Annotated in this window: 21 protein-coding genes and 1 pseudogene; all 22 read left to right on the top strand. The window is 38.9% G+C overall.

Features of this window, described 5'->3' with window-relative positions; genetic code table 11:
* Positions 1-696: 696 nt before the first annotated feature.
* A pseudogene (locus BHV73_RS12710) lies at positions 697-1,295 on the top strand (UpxY family transcription antiterminator).
* A gap of 38 nt (positions 1,296-1,333) precedes the next feature.
* Positions 1,334-1,810, top strand: a complete 477-nt coding sequence (locus BHV73_RS12705; protein WP_087411853.1) for a UpxZ family transcription anti-terminator antagonist — start codon at positions 1,334-1,336, stop codon at positions 1,808-1,810.
* Between the two features lie 91 nt (positions 1,811-1,901).
* A complete protein-coding gene (locus BHV73_RS12700; RefSeq protein WP_286738483.1) occupies positions 1,902-2,993 on the top strand; it encodes an MraY family glycosyltransferase in 1,092 nt (363 codons plus the stop codon).
* Between the two features lie 62 nt (positions 2,994-3,055).
* Positions 3,056-3,313 carry a hypothetical protein gene (locus tag BHV73_RS12695; RefSeq protein WP_087411854.1) on the top strand — a complete coding sequence of 86 codons (258 nt, stop codon included), beginning with the start codon at positions 3,056-3,058 and terminating at the stop codon, positions 3,311-3,313.
* Positions 3,301-3,597 carry a type II toxin-antitoxin system RelE/ParE family toxin gene (locus tag BHV73_RS12690; protein WP_087411855.1) on the top strand — a complete coding sequence of 99 codons (297 nt, stop codon included), beginning with the start codon at positions 3,301-3,303 and terminating at the stop codon, positions 3,595-3,597. Before BHV73_RS12695 ends, BHV73_RS12690 begins: the two co-directional genes overlap by 13 nt.
* 60 nt (positions 3,598-3,657) lie before the next feature.
* Complete coding sequence (locus BHV73_RS12685) at positions 3,658-5,211, top strand: lipopolysaccharide biosynthesis protein (protein WP_022218152.1); 1,554 nt, start codon at positions 3,658-3,660, stop codon at positions 5,209-5,211.
* The gene (locus BHV73_RS12680) at positions 5,208-6,335 is read left to right on the top strand and encodes a glycosyltransferase family 4 protein (protein WP_022218153.1); all 1,128 of its coding nucleotides are present in this window, start codon (positions 5,208-5,210) and stop codon (positions 6,333-6,335) included. Before BHV73_RS12685 ends, BHV73_RS12680 begins: the two co-directional genes overlap by 4 nt.
* A 54-nt stretch (positions 6,336-6,389) precedes the next feature.
* Entirely contained in the window at positions 6,390-7,736 is a 1,347-nt protein-coding gene (locus BHV73_RS12675) for a Gfo/Idh/MocA family oxidoreductase (RefSeq protein ID WP_022218154.1), read from the top strand.
* Positions 7,733-8,479: an SDR family NAD(P)-dependent oxidoreductase gene (locus BHV73_RS12670; RefSeq protein ID WP_022218155.1), complete on the top strand. Its 747-nt coding sequence runs from the start codon at positions 7,733-7,735 to the stop codon at positions 8,477-8,479. Before BHV73_RS12675 ends, BHV73_RS12670 begins: the two co-directional genes overlap by 4 nt.
* A 106-nt stretch (positions 8,480-8,585) precedes the next feature.
* A complete protein-coding gene (locus tag BHV73_RS12665) occupies positions 8,586-9,404 on the top strand; it encodes a LicD family protein (RefSeq protein WP_087411856.1) in 819 nt (272 codons plus the stop codon).
* Entirely contained in the window at positions 9,401-10,390 is a 990-nt protein-coding gene (locus tag BHV73_RS12660) for a polysaccharide deacetylase family protein (RefSeq protein WP_087411857.1), read from the top strand. The genes BHV73_RS12665 and BHV73_RS12660 overlap by 4 nt, the downstream gene beginning before the upstream one ends.
* Positions 10,387-11,541, top strand: a complete 1,155-nt coding sequence (wecB, locus tag BHV73_RS12655; RefSeq protein ID WP_022218158.1) for a non-hydrolyzing UDP-N-acetylglucosamine 2-epimerase — start codon at positions 10,387-10,389, stop codon at positions 11,539-11,541. The genes BHV73_RS12660 and wecB overlap by 4 nt, the downstream gene beginning before the upstream one ends.
* Positions 11,538-12,614, top strand: a complete 1,077-nt coding sequence (locus tag BHV73_RS12650; RefSeq protein WP_022218159.1) for a glycosyltransferase — start codon at positions 11,538-11,540, stop codon at positions 12,612-12,614. The genes wecB and BHV73_RS12650 overlap by 4 nt, the downstream gene beginning before the upstream one ends.
* Before the next feature lie 2 nt (positions 12,615-12,616).
* Entirely contained in the window at positions 12,617-13,624 is a 1,008-nt protein-coding gene (locus BHV73_RS12645; RefSeq protein ID WP_087411858.1) for an EpsG family protein, read from the top strand.
* Entirely contained in the window at positions 13,621-14,436 is an 816-nt protein-coding gene (locus BHV73_RS12640; protein ID WP_022218161.1) for a glycosyltransferase family 2 protein, read from the top strand. Before BHV73_RS12645 ends, BHV73_RS12640 begins: the two co-directional genes overlap by 4 nt.
* A gap of 6 nt (positions 14,437-14,442) precedes the next feature.
* On the top strand, positions 14,443-15,534 hold the full coding sequence (locus BHV73_RS12635) for a DUF1972 domain-containing protein (protein ID WP_087411859.1): 1,092 nt from the start codon (positions 14,443-14,445) through the stop codon (positions 15,532-15,534).
* A gap of 166 nt (positions 15,535-15,700) precedes the next feature.
* Positions 15,701-15,934, top strand: a complete 234-nt coding sequence (locus tag BHV73_RS12630; protein ID WP_195621142.1) for a hypothetical protein — start codon at positions 15,701-15,703, stop codon at positions 15,932-15,934.
* A 152-nt stretch (positions 15,935-16,086) separates the two neighbouring features.
* Positions 16,087-18,549, top strand: coding sequence for a phenylalanine--tRNA ligase subunit beta (gene pheT / locus BHV73_RS12625; RefSeq protein ID WP_087411860.1), 2,463 nt, complete (start codon positions 16,087-16,089; stop codon positions 18,547-18,549).
* 163 nt (positions 18,550-18,712) lie between these two features.
* A complete protein-coding gene (locus tag BHV73_RS12620) occupies positions 18,713-19,450 on the top strand; it encodes a YebC/PmpR family DNA-binding transcriptional regulator (protein WP_087411861.1) in 738 nt (245 codons plus the stop codon).
* Positions 19,450-19,695, top strand: a complete 246-nt coding sequence (locus tag BHV73_RS12615) for a TIGR03905 family TSCPD domain-containing protein (protein ID WP_009121147.1) — start codon at positions 19,450-19,452, stop codon at positions 19,693-19,695. Before BHV73_RS12620 ends, BHV73_RS12615 begins: the two co-directional genes overlap by 1 nt.
* Before the next feature lie 262 nt (positions 19,696-19,957).
* Positions 19,958-21,217, top strand: coding sequence for an Nramp family divalent metal transporter (locus BHV73_RS12610; protein WP_009121146.1), 1,260 nt, complete (start codon positions 19,958-19,960; stop codon positions 21,215-21,217).
* The gene (locus tag BHV73_RS12605) at positions 21,217-21,804 is read left to right on the top strand and encodes a methylated-DNA--[protein]-cysteine S-methyltransferase (RefSeq protein ID WP_087411862.1); all 588 of its coding nucleotides are present in this window, start codon (positions 21,217-21,219) and stop codon (positions 21,802-21,804) included. The genes BHV73_RS12610 and BHV73_RS12605 overlap by 1 nt, the downstream gene beginning before the upstream one ends.
* The last annotated feature ends 13 nt before the right edge of the window (positions 21,805-21,817 follow it).

Raw genomic sequence — 21,817 nt, 5'->3', positions numbered from 1 at the left:
GGTGTCAATCGGAGTTACAGCATCCTTGTTTCTTTGATGTTAATATACAGGCGCACTGATGTTAACTTATAGCTTCTGATGATGTTAACTTATAGCTTCTGATGATGTTAACTTATTGTGCATAGTGATGTTAACTTACTATTTCCCATGATGTTAACTTCGGTGGGAGTTGTCTTGTTTTTACTTTGTGGATACAAAAAGGAATGGGGAAGAGTATGCCTGAAAGTGTTTTTTAGACGTTCGTTTGATAAACACTTTTCAAATGCAAATCGCATCCAGTAGAAATATATGGAAATAAGTAAAGATTAACAGAGGTTATTATAATGGTTTATTTGTTGACATACAGACTATTATATACTCTATTGACTATAAACTTCAAAGAATTTCTATCAAACATTTTGCCAATACAAAAAACTGCCATATCTTTGCGTTTATCAAACGAACGTCTAAAAAACATATTCGTTTTTAAATCATTCGTTTACAGCTTTTTGAAAGCTTATTGATCACATAACTGTTTCAACGTTCTCTTTCTGTGATAGTGGGGAGCTTTGGGATAATATGGATGCAGACTAAACTATTGACTATAATTGCATTACATGAATTGACCGGAAAGAGTTATCTTATCCCGGTGTCCCCAAAGAATACCCTTTTCACAAGGTTTTATTTCCCTCGAACTCTTACAATTCATACTTTGTAATGCCCGGCTTATCGGAAAAAATTAAATCTGAATCGCAGCACACCCCCGCTTGTCAACAGAACAAAGATTGCCAATTACATTGGTATGCTGTCCGTGTAACGTACAGTCGCGAATTGTCTTTAAGGACTATCTCGACAAGGAAAATATAGAGAATTTCATTCCTATGCACTACGAATATATCATCAGGAATGAACGCCGTGTCCGCAAACTCGTTCCCGCCATACACAATTTGGTATTTGTCCGTTCCACTCGTGCATGTATTGATGAAATCAAAAACAATCCGGCTCTGAATATCCCCGTCCGCTACATCATGAATCGCGAAACCCGCCAGCCGGTTATCATTCCGGATGCGCAGATGCGTAGTTTCATATTGGTTGCAGGTACGTACGACGAGGCTGTTATCTATGTGGAACCGGAAGAACTGAAATTAGTAAAGGGTACCAAAGTACGTATTACAGGCGGAGTGTTTGAAGGAGCTGTCGGCGAATTTGTCCGTTTGCGCCATGACCGCCGTGTAGTGGTGAATATAGAGGGTGTCATGGCAGTTGCCACTACATTTATCCACTCTTCACTTATAGAACCGATAGATAGAAACTGAAATATTTGTAACTCAATAACTTCTATATTTTAGATAAAATGAACGATCACGTTTCATCCTTGTATGCCCTTGCCCATGAGCTTCTGAATCTGGGTATGGACGGCAGTCCTATTTACAGCGACCACTTCGCCCGTCTGAATCGCGAAGTTTATGAACAAGCGCTCAATCTGTACAACGCTCCGGAAGGTAACACACCGGAAGAAGAAGCCGAGCTTTGTCTTTCTATTCTTCTGGCCTTGAATGCGACTTTTTATGACAATGGCCGAAAGCAGCAATTCATTCAGCACCTTCTCGACCGTTGCTGGAATGTTCTTGACAAACTTCCGGCTTCGCTTCTGAAAGTTCGTCTTCTTACCTGTTGCTATGGGGAAGTATATGATGAGAAACTCGCCAGCGAGGCACACTCCATTATTGACACTTGGGATACGTCTTCTTTAACTCCGGAACAGACGGAAATCATCGGTGAGTTAAAGAATATGGAAGAAAATCAATACCCTTTCGAGATTGTAGATTAATTCCGCCTGACAGTCTTTCCCCCCTCTCTCGGTCACTAAGCGTTTAAGTTTTCAGCTATCAATCGCTAATCACTAAACAACAATTATCATAGTGAACTTCTTTTTTATCATTCTGACCTTTCTGATATCGGCGTTTATCGCCCGTATCCTGATACCCCGTATCTTGTTGATATCCCTGCGCAAGAAACTTTTTGACATTCCGGATAATCGTAAGATACATAAAAGAGCTATACCCCGTCTGGGTGGCGTATCTTTCTTTCCAACCACCTTATTCTCTTTTTGTCTTGTCTATGCTTTCCGTTTGTTGGGTGGTGACAGTGTTTCAACAGTCTATGCAAGCTATCTGCTGCCGGAGTTATTGTTATTTGCCTGCGGTATGACCTTGCTTTATCTGACGGGTATCGCCGACGACCTTGTCGGTGTCCGTTATCGTCAGAAATTTGTTATCCAAATCTTCTGTGCCTGCCTTTTCCCTTTATCGGGAATTTGGATAAACGATTTATACGGCTTGTTCGGTATACACGAGCTATCGGCTTATATCGGTATGCCCTTCACCGTTCTGATTATAGTATTCATTACCAATGCCATCAATCTGATAGACGGGATTGACGGTCTTGCTTCCGGTTTAAGCAGTGTGGCGTTATTGATTTTTACTTTCTTGTTTATAAATAAGGGACTGTGGAGTTATGCCATGCTTGCCGCAGGTACTTTCGGCGTGCTTGTACCGTTCTTTTATTACAACGTATTCGGTAGCATGGAGCGTGCCCGCAAGATTTTCATGGGTGATACGGGAAGTCTTACTTTAGGCTATACGCTCAGTTTCCTTGCCATAAAGTACAGCCAGCACAATACGGATATAATGCCGTATACCGCAGGTGCTTTTATCATAGCTTTCAGCACCATGATAATTCCCGCATTCGATGTTGTCCGTGTTGTTTTAGTCCGTATTCGCGAGGGACACAGCCCTTTTGAACCGGATAAGAATCATATCCACCATAAATTGCTGGCGGTAGGATTGTCGCCGAGAAAGGCAATGCTGAGCTTGCTTTTCATGTCTTGTGCTTTTAGTGCAGCCAATATTTTACTGGTGCCTTATGTAAATAATACGATGATGCTGATAGCTGATATCGTGATTTGGATAGGGCTGAATCTGTGGTGGGATTATTTGAGAGATAAAAAGTAAAACATTTGTTTGTTACGAATTAAATCCCGTTCTTTGTGTAACATAAACAAAGGCATATCGTCATGAAAACAAAAGTATCCGAACCCGTAGTAGCATATAACAATCCTTACCTTCAAGGCTTGAAGAACAGGATTATAGCCTCTATTGATGCTACAACAGATGAAGAGAAATTGCAGCAATGTCTGGAACTCCTTTATGAGGATGAAATGCCTTGCTGCTTTACGGAAGAAGAACTTGATGAGGTAATTCGCCATTCGGAAGCCAGCGGTAATGCTTCTGAAGAAGAAGTAAACGCTTTTTTTATGAGATGGGGACATTAAAGGTTATTGTCCGGAATGACGCTTTGAACTTTATGCAGGAAGTTACCCATTGGTACGAGTGTACAATGGGCAGAAAGGCGGCTCAAAAGTTTACAGATGACATTCGGAATACAGTCAGTACCTTATCTCGTTTCCCGGGTATCGGCACTTTGGAACACAATCGTAGCACAGCAACAACAAAATATTACAGTTTTCTGTCTCATCCCAAATATCGTATTATTTATCGTTTTACAAAAACGACCCTCTATATAGTGGCGATTCATGCTACTATGATGAAACATTAATAAATTGTTTTGCATCTGCTAAAAATTAAGCATCTGTAAAATTAATATCGAAGTTTATCCGTGTCTGAATCTTCCCGGACTGCCAAGAGCATCAAAAATGCTAAGGTGGCCCTTATCTTTTATTTCATTAATTTAGTTCTGCAGTTCTTCTCCCGTAAGGTCTTTCTTGACTATTTGGGAGCGGAGGTGCTCGGATTGAACACTACTGCACAGAACCTGTTGGGTTTTTTAAACTTGGCAGAGTTAGGTATTGGTAGTGCCATTTCGTACGCTCTCTATAAACCTCTTTTTCAGAGAGATGTTAAGGTAATAAATGAAATTGTTTCTGTGCAGGGATGGCTATATCGACGAGTGGCTGTTGTGGTAATTATAGCAGCTTGTGTGCTGATGTGTTTCTTTCCATTTATTTTTGAGAAAGCGAAAGTTCCTTTGTGGTATACATATGCCTCTTTTTCCGTCCTCTTGTTCAGTGCTTTGCTTGGATATATTTTTAATTATAAACAGATAGTGCTGACTGCCGATCAAAAAGAGTATAAGATAACGCTGAATATTCAGGGTATCAAGGTTATAAAAGTGCTTGTTCAAATAGCAGCAATAACTTATTTGGCGGATGGTTATGTGTATTGGTTGGTACTTGAGTTTGTAATGGCTATAGTAACTACGGTTATTATAAATCATGTGTTACGGCGGGAATACTCTTGGTTGCATCCGCAGCCTCGTTTGGGCGGGCAACTCCGCAATAAACATACGGAGATTATTAGGAAAACAAAGCAAATTTTCTTTCATAAAATAGGTGGATTTGCCTTTACTCAGTCCAGTTCCATTATTATTTATGCATACGCTTCTCTTTCTTTGGTAGCTATTTATGGTAATTATATGTTAGTTGCTACTGGACTTCAAATGTTAGTAAGTGCTATTTTCAATAGTATTAATGCAGGTATTGGTAATTTAGTAGCTGAAAATAATAAAGAACATATAGTTTCTGTTTTCAATGAACTTTTTTCTCTTCGTTTCTATATTGTAGCAGTAGTATGTTATGGTTATTATATGCTGGTCAGCCCTTTTATTTCTTTTTGGATTGGGGAAGAATATATATTGAACCATACAACTTTATTATTGATTACTGCTATTCTTTTTGTAGATTTAGTACGTAATATAATTGATTCGTTCAACAATGCTTATGGGCTTTTTCAGGATGTATGGGCGACAATGGTAGAGGCATGTATAAATATAGGTTGTTCTATTTGGTTTGGTTATTTGTGGGGACTACCAGGTATTTTGGTAGGTGTATTACTGAGTTTATTACTGATTATTTTTTTGTGGAAACCATACTTTCTATTTGGCTGGGGATTTAAAATTTCGGTTCTTCATTACTGGAAGCTTTATTTTAAATGTTTTGTTTCTGGAGTGGTAACCGTATGCATTTGTTGCTTTTTGTTTTCTTTCATAGCGGCAAACCCTGAGAATAATTATCAACAGTCAATCGTATATACTATTATGTCTGTGGTGACTTTCAGTGTATTATTCTTGTTTATCATGTGTGGTATTAATCTTTCAATGCGGCAAAGTATGAGCAGAATATTAAGTCTTATATGTAAAAATGGTAGATTATGAAAATATTGGTAGATTTAACATGTTGTGAAAAAGGGCATAGCTATGGAGTGTATGCCTTTCGCGTATTATCTGTTTGGAGAGAATATAACTCCTCGAATGTTGATATAATATTGCTGATTAAGGAGGAGATGGAGGCATGGGCCAAAAAGGAATTTCCGGAGTGGAAATATATTCTTTTGAAACAATATTCCTATCGTAATAGTCTACAAAAAATATTTCGAATAAGATGGCTTTTGAATGGATTATTGTGGCGGAAAGCTGTAAATACTTCGGGTTGTAATGTATTATTTTCTCCGGGTTCACTTTTAACCTCTTGTTGGAAAGTGAAGATCTGTAGAGTTCAAGTGATACATGATATTCAAGGATTTAGAACTTTGAAGGGTTTGAGAAAGTGGGTATATACTCTTTTTACTCCTTTGATATTGAAAGTGTCAGATAAGATAATAGCTATAACGGATTATGTAAAACAAGATATATTAAAAACATATCACTTCGTTTCATCGGATAAAGTAATAGTAATACGTAATGGTATAGTTTTACCGCCTTTATCTCTTTCTGTAAGTTTGAAAATCAATTATAAGTATTTACTTTATGTCAGTGCTTTATGCGAATATAAAAATTTAGTGACATTAGTTAAAGCCTTTATAGAATTGAAAGACATGATTTCTCATAGGCTTGTGATAGTAGGGAAGAGTACTCCGTATTGGGAAAATGTTGTGCTACCGATGATAAAGAAAGCTGGCATAGAAAGCCGTGTTATTCATTACTCTAATTATGTTTCCGATGAAGATATAGTCTGCTTATATCAGTCTGCTTCTATTCTTGTATCTCCTTCTCTACATGAAGGTTTTGGTTATACTCCTATTGAAGCTGCTATTTGTGAAACTCCAGTTATTTGCACCAGAGAGACTGCTCTGCCCGAAACGACTATGGGATTGGTAAATTATTATGAACCGGCTTTAGATTTTACTGCCTTGAAAAATAAAATAATGGAAGTATTGGAGAATTACCCGACCAAAGAACATTTAAAGAATATTTCAGATGTTTTTAAAGTACAATATGATAATGTGCAACAGGCAAAGATAATTTATGATTGCGTTATGGAATGTGGCAAACACACTTAAGCTATAGAAGAGAAGATATTGTTCATTAGTGTATGGGAATAGAAGTTACAAGCAATGAGAAAAGTTATTACATACGGAACTTATGATTTATTGCATCAAGGTCATATTAATTTGTTACAACGTGCCAAAGCATTGGGAGATTACCTAATAGTAGGTGTTACAAGTGACAACTTTGACAAGGAACGTGGAAAGCTTAATGTACATAACAATGTGTTGGAGCGCATAGAAGCTGTACGTCGTACTGGTTATGCTGATGAGATCGTGATTGAGGATTATGTTGGCCAAAAAATCGATGATATTCAGCGTTTTGGTGTAGACATTTTTGCCATAGGTTCAGATTGGGAAGGACATTTTGATTATTTGAGAGAATTTTGTCAAGTAGTATATTTACCACGTACCGAAGGTATAAGTAGTACTCAATTACGTGAAGAATTTCAGGAAGAAATAAAGATTGGGATTATAGGTACTGGACGTATTGCCCAACGTTTTGTACCGGAAGCTTCAAATGTGGGCGGAGCAAGAATTGTGGCTGTTTATAACCCATTTTATGATGAGGCGATAGCTTTTGCTTCTCGGTATTCTATAGAAAAAGCTACAGATAATCTCTTATCTTTTTTTCAAGAATTAGATGCAGTCTATATTGCTTCTCCTCATCTTACACATTATGATTATATATATAAAGCTCTGACAGCAGGAAAACATGTATTGTGTGAGATACCTATGGTCTTGAAAAAGAATGATGCAGAACTGCTTTATTCTTTGGCCGAGAATAAGAAACTCGTTTTGCTTGAAGCTTCTAAGACGGCGCATTGTCCAGCTTGGAATCATTTACTTGTTTTGGTAAAAAGTGGTATAATAGGTGAAATCGTAGATGTAAAAGCCTCATTGTCTAAATTGGTTAATGGAAATGTTCGTGAACTTGATGCCTTGCAGGCAGGAGGATGTATGACAGAATTAGCTTCATTTCCATTAATGGCTATTGTGAAATTGCTGGGTACAGATATTAAGGAGGTACGTTTTTATTCAAAATTGCAAGATGGTGTAGATATATTTACGAAAGGAAACATTGTGTATAGGCAAGCAACGGCTTCAGTGACACTTGGTTTAGGAGTAAAAACCGAGGGAAATCTTGTGATATCCGGGACCTGTGGTTATATTCTTGTCCCTTCGCCTTGGTGGCTCACTAATTATTTTGAGGTACGATATGAAGATCAAAATCAGAATAAGAAATATTTTTATGCTTTTCAAGGTGATGGCCTACGTTATGAATTACAAGAATTTCTTTCAATGATATTTACTCATCGTCTGAGTAGTTACCGTTTTGGACGAAAAGAATCAGTAGCGATTGCTGGTATGATAGAACTATACAGGGAAGGAACTAATAATACTTATTTAGAATGAAACAGAAAAATAGAGCTTTAATTGTTGGTGGGAGTAATGGGATAGGTTTGGCTATAGCAATATGCTTAGCGAAAGAACAGCCAATATTAATAGTTGATAAAGTAGAACCTGATTATGATAAAATTTCTGTTCATGTAAGGCCTTTTATTACATTCCAAAGGTTTGATCTTCTGTCTGATGATTATGCTTTGTTTGATGAATTTAGTGATATTGATACTTTAGTTATTACAGCAGGATGTGGTAAACTATCTCTTTTCGAGGACACATCAGAAGAGACTATTATTAATATGCTAAACCTAAATACAATATCAGTATTACGTATTATTAAACATTTTTATTCAAAGATTCATAGTATATCTACATTCCGTACAGTGGTAATGGTCAGTATTGCTGGATTCATGTCTTCTCCTTTCTTTAGTGTTTATGGAGCGAGTAAGGCTGCTTTGAAGATATTTATAGAAAGTGTTAATGTGGAATTGAAAAAAAAAGGTATTACTAATAGAATATTAAATGTTTCCCCAGGGCAAATCAAAGGTACTTGTTTTAATGGTGGGGTGAATAATTTGTCTTTAATAGAACCATTGGCTGAAGAAATTATTTATCGAATGAAAGAGGGGTGTGATTTGTTTATTCCCCAATATGAAGAAGTCTTTAAGAATGTTTTGCAACGTTATTACGAAGACTTTAGAGCAGAGGGCGAACATTCTTATGATTATAAACTCCTACGATTAAAAGAAAACTGAAACTATTATGATTTTATGTTCTTGTTGTGAAAAATTAGTGCATGGAGTGTAATTAGAAATTATGTTGTGAAGCGGATCGTTTGTTATTAATTAATATACTGTGAAAATGATAGATATAATCATGTCCAAGGAATTAAAGTATAAATATAATCCTGAAGGCTCTATTTTGAGGAAACAACAAATGGTAATGTTACATATTCTGGAAAATGTAGCTAAAATTTGTGATGATAATAATATCGATTATTGGCTTTCTTCTGGGACTTTGTTAGGTGCTTATAGACATGGTGGTTTCATTCCATGGGATGATGATTTGGACATAATGATATTGCGTAAAGATTTAAAACGCTTTAGAGAAGTAATGATAAAATCATTGCCAGCAGACATGGTTTTGCAGGACCATTCAACAGATTCGGATTATTATCATCCATATTTGAAAATTAGGGATTTAAATTCTAGAATATACGAAACAGGAAATGAAGATATAAATTACAAATATAGAGGTATATACATAGATGTATTCCCAATGGAACATTCTCATTTATTTTTGTTGCATAGTACTAATATAATTTGGGAACCGTTATTATACAAATTCATTTTATCGCGTAAAAAAGATCCTTATGGCCTGAAATTTGCGTTAAATCAGTTATTGTATTATACGTTTTCATTACTGTTCGGGGCTTGCAGAATAGTAGATAGATTTTTTAAAACGAACAATCTGAATCATTCTTATGGGTGTTATTGGAAGCAGACCCAGCCAATATCAAACATTTTTCCGTTGAAAACTATTAAGTTTGAAGGGAAAGATTTTAAAGCTCCTCATAAAGTGACAGAATGGTTAGCTAAAGCATACGGTGATTATAATGCACTTCCTAAAGAAGAAGATATAGAGTTGCATTTAACTAAAATAGATTTTTTGCCAAAATGAAACGAGCAATACTTTCTTTTGATTATGAACTGTTTTTTGGCGATAAGTCTGGAACTGTTCAAAAAACCTTGATTGAACCTACTAATATAATGCTTAATGTACTTGATGAGGTAGGTGCTCAAGCTACTTTTTTTGTAGATTATTTGATGCTTAAATTTTTAGAAAAGGAAAATTGTAAACGTACTTTAGCTGATTTAAAAGCGATAGAGGAACAATTAATGGATATTGTCCGTAGAGGGCATCGTATAGAATTACATATTCATTCACATTGGATAGATGCTAAATATAATGGTGATGGAACTTGGGATTTTTCAGATTTCACTCACTATGCACTTACAAGTTTCTCAAAAAAAGAGGTAGAACGTATGTTTCAGGAAGGAGTGGATTGCTTGACTTCAATAGCTAAGAAAGTTATTCCTGATTATAGAATTTTTGCTTTTAGAGCAGGTGGATGGGTCATACAACCATTTGATAATTTTGTAAATGCTTTTAGAAAAGCTGGCATTTTAGTAGATTCTTCTGTTGCTTTAGGGGTACAATTAGAAACTTCTTATTCAAATCTTGATTTTACAAAATTTCCATATAAAGCAGTTTACCAATTTGAGAATACAATTGAAGAGAATGATGAAAATGGGACTTTTTGGGAAGTTCCGATAACTACTCATCCTTATAATTTGTGGGATAGAATATTTAATCGGATATATAGAGAGTTTTATAAAAAACGATTTAAAGTTTTTTCAGATGGAACTCACTATAGAGCATCAGACTATTGGAAAATGGTTTCTCATGTAAGTCTGTTTTCTTTTACTAAGATTTCTCCTGAAACTTTGATTCAAAAAATAGAAAAGACGCCCTTCCAATTAATAACATTTATAGATCATCCTAAAGATTTTGCAATGATAAATATGAGTAATTTGAAGAAAGTTTCTCGTTTATTGTGTTTTACAACTTATCATAATATTATAAAGGAAAAAATAGAGCAATGAAAAAAATAATGCTTGTATTTGGAACACGTCCTGAGGCAATAAAAATGGCTCCTTTGGTGAAAGAGTTCCAAAAATCCCCTCACGAGTTTAAAACATTGGTTTGTGTAACCGGCCAGCACCGTGAAATGCTCGACCAGGTTCTCCATCTTTTCGATATCAAACCAGATTACGACCTCAATATAATGAAGCAAGGACAAGATTTGTATGATATTACTTCCAGAGTACTGCTGGGTATGCGAGATGTACTAAAAGAAGTTCATCCGGATGTGGTATTAGTTCATGGAGATACTACGACTTCTACAGCTGCTGCATTGGCTGCTTTTTATCAGCAGATACCTGTAGGGCACATTGAAGCCGGATTGCGTACACATAATATATACAGTCCTTGGCCTGAAGAAATGAACCGTCAGGTAACCGGGCGTATTGCTACCTATCATTTTGCACCTACCGGTTTGAGCAAAAAAAATCTTTTGGCTGAAGGTATAGGAGAAGAAGCGATAACGGTCACCGGAAATACGGTAATTGATGCACTGTATATGGTCGTGGATAAGATTAAGACCGATGAGAGTTTGTCTGCTACCTTGAAAACGGTTTTGAGTAATTCAGGTTATGATGTAAGCCGTTTGGCCGATGGCAGAAAAATGGTTTTGATAACAGGGCACCGCCGTGAGAATTTTGGTGATGGTTTCGTTTCGATGTGTAAGGCCATAAAAGCACTTACTGAAAAGTACCGGGATATAGATTTCATTTATCCTATGCATTTAAATCCTAATGTCCGTAAGCCGATTCATGAAGTATTTGGAGAAAGTTTATCCGATTTTGGGAATATCTTTTTCATAGAGCCGTTGGAGTATCTTTCATTTGTATATTTAATGGAAAAATCTACTATTATACTGACTGATAGCGGAGGTATTCAAGAAGAGGCACCGGGTTTAGGCAAGCCTGTGCTTGTAATGCGTGATACAACAGAACGCCCGGAGGCTTTGGACGCAGGAACGGTAAAACTCGTAGGCACTAATTATGATAAAATTGTAAATGAAGTTTCCAAGTTGTTGGACTGTCAAGAATATTATGAAGAAATGAGTAAGGCGGTAAATCCTTATGGTGATGGAAATGCATGTAGCAGAATTGTAGCATTTATACAAAAATGACGAAAAATATATTATTTATTGCTGCATACCCCACTGTAGATAAGCAAAAAGAGGGGATGTTTCAACGAATTAAGGCTATTGATGCAGAGTTTGAAGCCTATAATCGCACTTATTTATCAATAAGCCTAGTTTCACATAAGAGTAAGACTGAAGAAATAATAGGCAATGTGAGAATTGTTTACGTGAATTGGTTTATTCATTTTGTCTTTATTTCTAAAATGATAAAAAGTGCTGATTATATATATGTCCATTCCTTGTACAATTTCAAATTTCTAATAGGAGCTTCTTTGAAAGGAAAAAACATAACATTGGATTTACATGGCTCTGTACCGGAAGAACTTGAGTTTTATGGTGAAAAACTCAAGTCTCTATTTTATAATGAGGTCGAAAGAGTAGCGTATAAACATGTTACGAACTTGATCGCTGTCAGCTATGCAATGGTGGATTATTATAGAAAGAAACGGAAGTTGAATGAAAGAATAAAATGTGTTGTTAAACCGATTTATCCCATCAATAGTATATCTGAGTCGAAAACTGATGATGTTGATTCTTTGAAGAAGTCTTTGAATATAAATGATTCGAACGTTGTGTTTGTGTACTCGGGAAATCTTCAGAAATGGCAAAACTTTGAATTAATGATACAGTGCATCAGGGCTATGAATAATCCGAACTACAGGTTTATTATAATGACCCAAGAAGAGGAAAGAGCAAATGAAATTGTTTCTAAATTACCAAATTCAGATTCTGTCGTAGTAAAAAGTGTATTACCAAAAGATTTAAACTTATATTATTCGATAGCCCATTATGGTTTTATATTGCGCGATGATATCGTTCTTAACAGAGTAGCCGCACCCACTAAGTTGATAGAGTATTTGTCGTATGGTTTGATTCCCATCGTAAAAACCATCAATATTGGCGATAGTGTTAAAATGGGATATGAATATATATCATACAATGAAGACCTGAACGGCTTGTCTGCAAAAAAGAGTGATAAAAATGAAGAAGTTGCAGCAGCAGTTCTGCGCTTGAGTGCTGAAAATAATATTCCACAAATTCTGTTCTCACCGTTATAAAAATGTTTGTAGCCCCAAATGCATCTTATATTAAGGCTAAGAAAATAAGAGAATATTATCTTATTTTTCTTTTGCTTTTTATAGCTGGAGTTATCAGTGCCGGTCGTTTATTGGGAATAGGTGCGGACTATAATGGATATAGAGAACTTTTTACTCATGAAGGATTTAAGCGAGATTCTATAGAACCTGCTTATCGCTTTTTGAGATACTTGAATGATTACTTGTTTGATGGTCATGTAGCACCTATATATTTTATATCGGTTATAACTGCATTATCTCTTAAAATACGTGCTTTCAGGTCATTATCTTCCCATTGGAATGTAGTATTATTTCTCTATTTCTTATCTTTCTTTTTTGTCCACGAATATACTCAGATAAGGGCGGCAGTAGCTATCGGTATCTTTTTATGCAGCATCAAAGATATCAATGAAAACAGGTCGTTCTGTTTCTTCATAAAAATGTTGATAGCTACTTTATTTCATTATTCGGCAATGATAATGCTCTTTTGCTGGATATATACACGTATGGCCCGCTCAATAAAGTTTTGTGTAGTGGTGACACTGACAGGAGTTGTTTTTTCCATTTTTTTTGTAGAGTTTGCATCGAATCTTACCAAATATGTTTATTTACTGCAAGATTTGATAGGACTGAATAAATCCGGTGGAGAGTCGGACTTTATGTCACCTTGGAATTTAAAATATGCAACATTATTGTTTCTTTTTCTTTTGGTATCAACATTGATAAAAAAAGAGGATTCTTTAAATTTTACACTGTACAAGATATTTTCTTTTGGCTTGTGTTGTTATTACTACTTGCTCCCTCTCCAGTTACCTGTAATTTCAGTCCGTTTTGCAGAATTTTATTCTGTAGTTTATGTAATTCTTATGGTGAATATGGCATATAATAAAGATTATTGTACGGTGAAGAGAGGGTATTTATTATTATTCATATCATTTGGCGTTACTGTTTTGTACGGATATGCGGCGATGAAAACGATAACTATAATATGATTGATATATTGCTTTCAACCTATAATGGGGAGAAGTATGTTGAAGAGCTGCTGGAATCATTAAACAATCAGACTTATAAAGATTTTAATGTGATTGTCAGGGATGATGGTTCTACAGACCGAACTTTGGATATCATTAAGAAGTATAGAGATACAAATTCCTTACCTATACATATCCTTAATGATAGTTTGGGTAATTTGGGCTCTACTCTTTCGTTCGAAACTTTAATGCGGAATTCCAAAGCAGACTACTTTATGTTCTGCGATCAGGATGATTATTGGTGCGAGCAGAAAATAGAAATTTCGTTGAAGCGTATGTACGAGTTGGAGAGTTCATCGGGAGAGAAAGCTCCTTGTACTGTATTTACGGATTTATACGTGGTAGATGAGAATCTGAATATTGTAAATGATTCTTTTTTCAAAGCGGCACGTATGCCTTTTGATGTTGTGAACGACTTGTATAAAGCAATGGCTGTCAGTGTAGCTCCTGGCTGTACAATGTTAATGAACAAATGGGTTTTGGATTATACTCTGCCGATACCTAAAACAGTAATTCATGATTTTTGGATAATTGTATTAACGGCGAAATATGGTAAAGTGGCGTGTTTGAATGTGCCTACGATTAAGTATAGGCAGCACGGTAATAATTCCATAGGCTCCACTTTGTCAGGAAAGAAATATATCTATAATAGACTGAGGCATGTGATGAGTTGGTTTCGGGTGTATCATGATTTTTTTGCAGCTTTACCTTTCAGGGTAAATTATCTGAAGTTTGCATATTGGAAATTGTACTATATATTTACACGTATATAACATATAATGAAGGAAGTTTCAATTATAGGCACGGTAGGAGTACCCGCTAACTATGGTGGTTTTGAGTCTTTGGTAGAGAATATCATAGGATATAATTCTTTAGACGATATACACTATACGGTTTATTGCAGTGCCAAAGGCTACCCTCACCGACAATCAGTTTATAAAAACGCAGATTTGAAATACGTTCCGTTAGATGCCAATGGAAGTCAAAGTATCCTATACGATATCATCTCTTTGATAAAGGCTACAAAGAAAAGCGATGTGGTTTTGATACTGGGTGTCTCCGGGTGTTGCTTTCTTCCAATATACCGTTTGTTTTCTAAAAAGCGTTTGATAATCAATATCGATGGTTTGGAACATCGTCGTGAAAAATGGGGAAAATATGCCAAAGCTTTCTTGAAATTTTCGGAAAAGATGGCGGTGAAGCATGCAGATGTGGTGGTAGCTGATAATAAGGGTATTCAGGATTATGTGAAAAAGGAATATAGAACAGAAACGGAACTGATAGCCTATGGTGGAGACCATGTGTTGTGTGATATTACGGATGTAGAGGAAGAAATATTAGAAAAATACGGACTGAAAAATATTAGTTACTCTTTTTCTTTATGTCGGATAGAGCCGGAAAACAATGTGCATGTTATATTGGAAGCTTTTAAAGCTTCTGGTAAAAAATTGTTTTTCGTTGGAAATTGGAATAGAAGTCCGTATGGAAAATCGTTGTTAGAAAAATATGCCAAGTACGGGAATATCCATTTATTGTCTCCTATATATGATGTAAAGACTTTAAATGTATTGAGGGGCCATTGCTCTTTTTATATACATGGACATAGTGCAGGAGGTACGAATCCTTCGTTGGTAGAAGCTATGTTTTTTGGTAAGCCGATATTGGCTTTTGATGTGATATATAATAGGGAGACAACAGAGCAAAAAGCTGATTATTTCTCTTCTGCAGAGATGCTGGAAACTCTTTTGCAGAAACCATACCCGACTTTTAAGATAAATGCTGAAAATATGGTGGAAATCGCGTATAGACGTTATCGTTGGAAAGTAATTGCACAGCAATATGAAGCATTATATTCGCATTCGGGTGACTGAAAATATAGGAGAAATGATGTTATTATTTATAGATAATAATAAGATAAAGTGAAAAAATCGTTTCAGTTCATGTAGCAGAATGATATGTTGCTACGGAGACGGCTGCACAGCATAGCGGATAAACTTTAAATCGTATCATTACAGTAAAAAATGAAAGGATAAATTTATGACTATGGATTACAAAGCACTTGACACGCAAAAAATCAGAGATTATATAGACGCCTCGGATGGGATGGTGGCTGTGGATGATATTATCTGCAATTCCGGCGCCGACAAGTTGCGGGTATATCCCGCACTGTTTGAGCTGGAACAAGACGGATATATCGAGGTGGCGGAGCGGGAAGAGCTTGGAGCGCCCATCGCCATTTGCAGAAAAAGAGGCTTGATAAACGACAGGTAACAGCGGTTATTTTGTTTTAGGCGCAGCCGGAATTGCTTTGTTTAGCGGTTCCGGCTGTTTTTGTTTTATTTTCTTCTCTGATAATTCCCTGCCAACCAAAAAATCTTATTAACTTTGCGGGTCACTTTTGGAAACAATAAAAAAATAATGATATGAATATCTCTTATAATTGGTTGAAAGAGTATGTCGATTTCGATTTGACACCGGATGAAGTCGCCGCTGCGCTGACTTCCATTGGATTGGAAACAGGAAGCGTAGAAGAGGTGCAAACCATTAAAGGCGGACTGGAAGGTCTGGTCATCGGAGAAGTGCTGACATGCGAAGCTCATCCTAATTCAGACCACATGCACATCACTACCGTAAATCTGGGACAGGTCGAGCCTGTGCAGATTGTATGCGGTGCGCCTAACGTGGCTGCCGGACAGAAAGTGGTAGTAGCTACTTTGGGCGCGAAACTTTACGATGGTGATGAATGTTTTACAATCAAGAAATCAAAGCTCCGCGGCGTAGAGTCCAACGGTATGATTTGCGCGGAAGATGAAATAGGTATCGGAACAGACCATGCGGGTATCATCGTATTGCCGGAAACGGCTGTGCCGGGTACGCTTGCCAAGGATTATTATAACATCAAGAGCGATTACGTGCTGGAAGTGGATATTACTCCCAACCGCGCTGATGCGTGCTCACACTACGGCGTGGCTCGCGATTTGTACGCTTATCTGGTACAGAACGGCCTGCCGGCTTCTTTGAAGAAGCCGTCTGTGGACGCTTTTGCCGTTGAGAACCACGACTTGGACATCAAGGTTACGGTGGAAAACGGCGAGGCTTGTCCGCGTTATGCCGGAGTAACCGTAAAAGGCGTAACCGTAAAGGAGAGCCCGGAATGGTTGCAAAACAAGCTCCGTATCATCGGCCTACGTCCTATTAACAATGTGGTGGACATTACGAACTACATCGTTCATGCGTTCGGTCAGCCGCTTCATTGCTTCGATGCCGACAAGATTAAAGGCGGCGAGGTGATTGTAAAGACTATGCCCGAAGGCACTCTCTTTGTCACTTTGGACGGTGTGGAACGCAAATTGAGCGAACGCGACTTGATGATTTGCAACCGGGAAGAGGCTATGTGTATTGCCGGAGTATTCGGCGGATTGGATTCCGGTTCTACGGAAACTACGAAAGATGTATTCCTCGAAAGCGCTTATTTTCATCCTACTTGGGTGCGCAAGACCGCCCGTCGTCATGGCTTGAATACGGATGCTTCTTTCCGCTTTGAAAGAGGTATCGACCCGAACGCCACCCTTTACTGCCTGAAACTGGCGGCATTGATGGTGAAGGAACTTGCCGGCGGTACCATATCTTCCGATATAAAGGATGTATGCGCCGCTCCCGCCCAAGATTTCAGAGTGGAACTTTCTTATGAGAAGGTACATTCGCTGATTGGCAAGGTTATTCCGGTAGAAACCATAAAGAGTATCGTGACAAGTCTGGAAATGAAGATTGTCGGTGAAACGGCCGAGGGACTGACGCTGGACGTTCCGCCTTACCGTGTGGATGTACAGCGCGACTGCGATGTAATAGAAGATATTCTCCGTATTTACGGATATAATAATGTGGAGATTCCTACGGCTTTGAAGTCCAGCCTGACAACGAAAGGCGAATGGGATAAGTCCAACAGATTGCAGAATCTGATTGCCGAGCAATTGGTAGGCTGCGGTTTCAATGAGATTTTGAATAACTCGCTGACACGCGCCGCATATTATGACGGATTGGAATCTTATCCCGCTAAAAACCTCGTAATGCTGATGAACCCGCTTAGCGCGGACTTGAACGCCATGCGCCAGTCTTTGCTCTTTGGCGGACTGGAGAGCATCTCTCACAATGCCAACCGCAAGAACGCCGATTTGAGATTCTTTGAATTCGGTAATTGCTATTACTTCAACGAAGAGAAGCGCAATCCTGAAAAGGCGCTTGCTCCTTATTCGGAAGATTATCATCTGGGCTTGTGGGTTACCGGCAAGAGAGTTTCCAATTCATGGGCGCACCAAGACGAGGATAGCTCCGTATACGAACTGAAGGCGTATGTTGAAAATATATTCGCCCGTCTCGGATTGCAGATGCACGATTTGGTAGTCGGCAATCTTACGGACGACATTTATGCTGCGGCCTTGTCCGTACAGACAAGAGGCGGTAAGCGTCTGGCTACTTTCGGTGTGGTGACAAGAAAGCTCCTGAAAGCGTTTGACATCGACAACGAGGTGTATTATGCCGACCTGAATTGGAAAGAGCTGATGAAAGCCGTCAAAAACGTGAAAGTAAACTATACCGAGATTTCCAAATTCCCGGCTGTGAAACGCGATCTCGCCCTGCTGCTCGACAAGAAGGTGCAGTTTGCGGAAATCGAGAAGATTGCCTATGAAACAGAGAAGAAATTGTTGAAGGAAGTGTCTCTCTTTGATGTCTATGAAGGCAAGAATCTGGAAGCCGGAAAGAAATCCTACGCCGTAAGTTTCTTGTTGCAGGACGAAAACCAGACGTTGAACGATAAAATGATTGATAAAATCATGTCCAAACTGGTGAGAAATCTGGAAGACAAGCTGGGGGCGAAACTTCGTTAAAAAAGGGAATAAAGATGTGTAAAACTTTTTTAGGCACGGATTTTACGGAAAACATACATGAAAATCCGTGTGATTCCGTGAAATCCGTGCCTAAAATAAATTAAGTCTGTTTTTCACATTCTCATATAATTCATAACTTATAACTCATAAATATTTAGTTCCAATGGGAAGAGCGTTTGAATATAGAAAAGCTGCCAAATTGAAAAGATGGGGTCACATGGCTAAGACCTTTACAAGACTGGGTAAACAAATTGTTATTGCAGTGAAAGCCGGCGGACCCGAACCGGAAAACAATCCGACATTGCGTTCCGTTATCGCTACTTGCAAGCGTGAAAACATGCCGAAGGATAACATTGAACGTGCTATCAAAAATGCGATGGGTAAAGACCAGAGCGACTACAAGAGTATGACTTATGAAGGATACGGTCCTCATGGCGTAGCCGTATTTGTTGATACTTTGACCGACAATCCTACCCGTACGGTAGCGGATGTGCGCAGCGTATTCAACAAGTTTGGCGGAAACCTGGGTACAATGGGCTCATTGGCCTTCCTGTTCGACCATAAATGCGTGTTCACTTTCAAGAAGAAAGACGGCATGGATATGGAAGAATTCATTCTCGATATGATTGACTTCGACATTGACGAAGATTATGAAGAGGATGAAGAAGAAGGCACAATTACTATCTACGGTGATCCGAAAAGTTATGCGGCTATCCAGAAACACTTGGAAGAAGGCGGTTTTGAAGATGTCGGCGGTGAGTTTACCTATATCGCGAATGACCTGAAGGATGTTGAGCCGGAACATCGTGAAACTATCGACAAAATGGTGGAACGTCTGGAAGAGTTTGACGACGTACAGACGGTTTATACCAATATGAAGCCGGAAGAAAGCGAAGAATAATGACTTATACTTACAAGACGAAAGGTACGTGCAGTAGCAATATCGAGCTTGAGGTAGAAGACGGAATCGTAAAGGACATCGCGTTCTGGGGTGGCTGTAACGGCAATTTGCAAGGCTTGTCCCGTTTGGTTGCCGGGATGCAGGTAAAAGAGGTGATTTCCCGTCTGGAAGGTATCCGCTGCGGCGGACGTCCGACTTCTTGTCCGGACCAGTTGTGTAAAGCATTGCACGAAATGGGATATTAACCCTGCTCTGATTTAAAAAGGGGGAATTTTAAAAGAGGGTGTGTCAAAACGAATTTCAGGTATTGTTTTGTCATTAGCTTCGCTCAAAACATCTTCTGATTTTTACATTGATGTATAGTCTGAACGGAGTGAAGAAGAGAGTGTGCAAAACTGTGATAGCTGAAATTCGTTTTGGCACGTCCTTTTTGCTTTTGAACCAAGTTATAGTGTATTTGTTTTTTTTATTTGAGTACTTTTACACCCTCAAAATAAGAACAACACAATGAAGAATATTTTTAAAGATTTACAACGGAAAGACCACAAACGCTATCTGGGTGGTTTGGATGTATTCAAATATATCGGTCCGGGGCTATTGGTTACGGTCGGTTTTATCGACCCGGGAAACTGGGCGTCGAACTTTGCGGCGGGTTCTGAATTCGGCTATTCGTTGTTGTGGGTAGTGACGCTTTCCACCGTTATGCTGATAATTTTGCAGCATAATGTGGCGCACTTGGGCATCGTAACCGGATTGTGCTTGTCGGAAGCTGCCACGCAATACACTCCCAAATGGGTGTCGCGCCCCATATTGGGGACGGCTGTGCTGGCATCCATATCTACTTCGCTGGCCGAAATATTAGGCGGAGCCATTGCGCTGCAAATGTTGCTGGATATTCCGATTATATGGGGCTCGGTACTGACTACGGTTTTTGTATCGGTAATGCTTTTCACCAATTCCTATAAGAAGATTGAAAGGGCTATCATCGCGTTCGTGTCCGTTATAGGGCTTTCGTTCATCTACGAACTTTTCCTTGTCAGGATTGATTGGCCTGTGGCCGCGCAAGGCTGGGTGACCCCTTCGTTTCCCGAAGGAAGCATGCTTATTATCATGAGTGTGCTCGGCGCTGTGGTGATGCCTCATAATCTGTTTCTCCATTCGGAAGTGATACAGAGCCATGAGTACAACAAGCAGGACGATGCTTCCATCCGTAAGGTATTGAAGTATGAACTGTTCGACACGCTGTTTTCCATGATTGTGGGATGGGCCATTAACAGCGCGATGATATTGCTGGCAGCCGCCACTTTCTTTAAGAGCGGGATTCAGGTGGAAGAATTGCAACAGGCAAAATCACTGTTGGACCCGCTGTTGGGAAGCAGCGCCGGCGTGGTGTTTGCGCTGGCATTGCTGATGGCGGGTATCTCTTCGACTATTACGAGCGGTATGGCGGCAGGCTCTATTTTTGCCGGTATATTCGGCGAGTCGTATCACATTAAGGACAGCCATTCGCAGGTGGGAGTAATTCTTTCCTTGGGCATCGCATTGCTATTGATTTGCTTTATCGGAGACCCGTTCAAAGGGCTGCTGATTTCACAGATGATATTGAGTGTCCAGTTGCCGTTTACCGTGTTCCTGCAAGTGAGCCTTACCTCGTCCCGTAAAGTAATGGGACAATATGTAAACAGCAAATGGAGTACGTTCGTGCTCTATACGATTGCTGCTATTGTGACAGTATTAAACATTATGTTATTAATATCAAGTTTATAATGAAACGTCACTTATTAAATGAAAAGTTCGTGACAATCGAACAGTTGGCCGATGGCGGATATGCCCATAAACTCCCGGGAGTGACCGTGGAATATTCTTTTGCAGAGACATTTCTGGGAGAAATGTTGGTTGCATCTACGCCCAAAGGTGTATGCTATATGGCATTTGTAACCGGAAACAGAGATGTTTCATTGATTGAAATGGTCAGCAGGTTTCCCGGAGCTCACTTTGAGGAACGTACGGACGAGTACCAGCGCAAGGCATTGGCCGCTTTATCCGCGGATGAGGAAAACGTGGAAACGGTACCTTTGCATTTGAAGGGAACCGAATTTCAGTTGCGCGTGTGGAAAGAGCTGTTGAATATCCCGTTCGGCGAAACAACCACCTACAAGGACATTGCCGCCGCGCTGCAAACTCCCAAGGCTTTCCGGGCAGTAGGCTCCGCCATCGGCGAGAATCCGGTTTCGGTATTGATTCCCTGTCACCGGGTGCTGCGTACGGACGGAGCTCTCGGCGGTTACCATTGGGGGCTGGAGCGTAAAGTCCGACTGCTGGAGTGGGAGAAACAGCATAAGGAAGCCGAATAGATAAACTTAAAAA

Origin of the sequence: Bacteroides sp. 44_46 (assembly GCF_001915465.1) — a bacterium.
Taxonomy (GTDB): Bacteria; Bacteroidota; Bacteroidia; order Bacteroidales; family Bacteroidaceae; genus Bacteroides; species Bacteroides clarus.
Note: the sequence above shows the minus strand (reverse complement) of the source record. Positions and strands in the feature narration are given on the sequence as shown.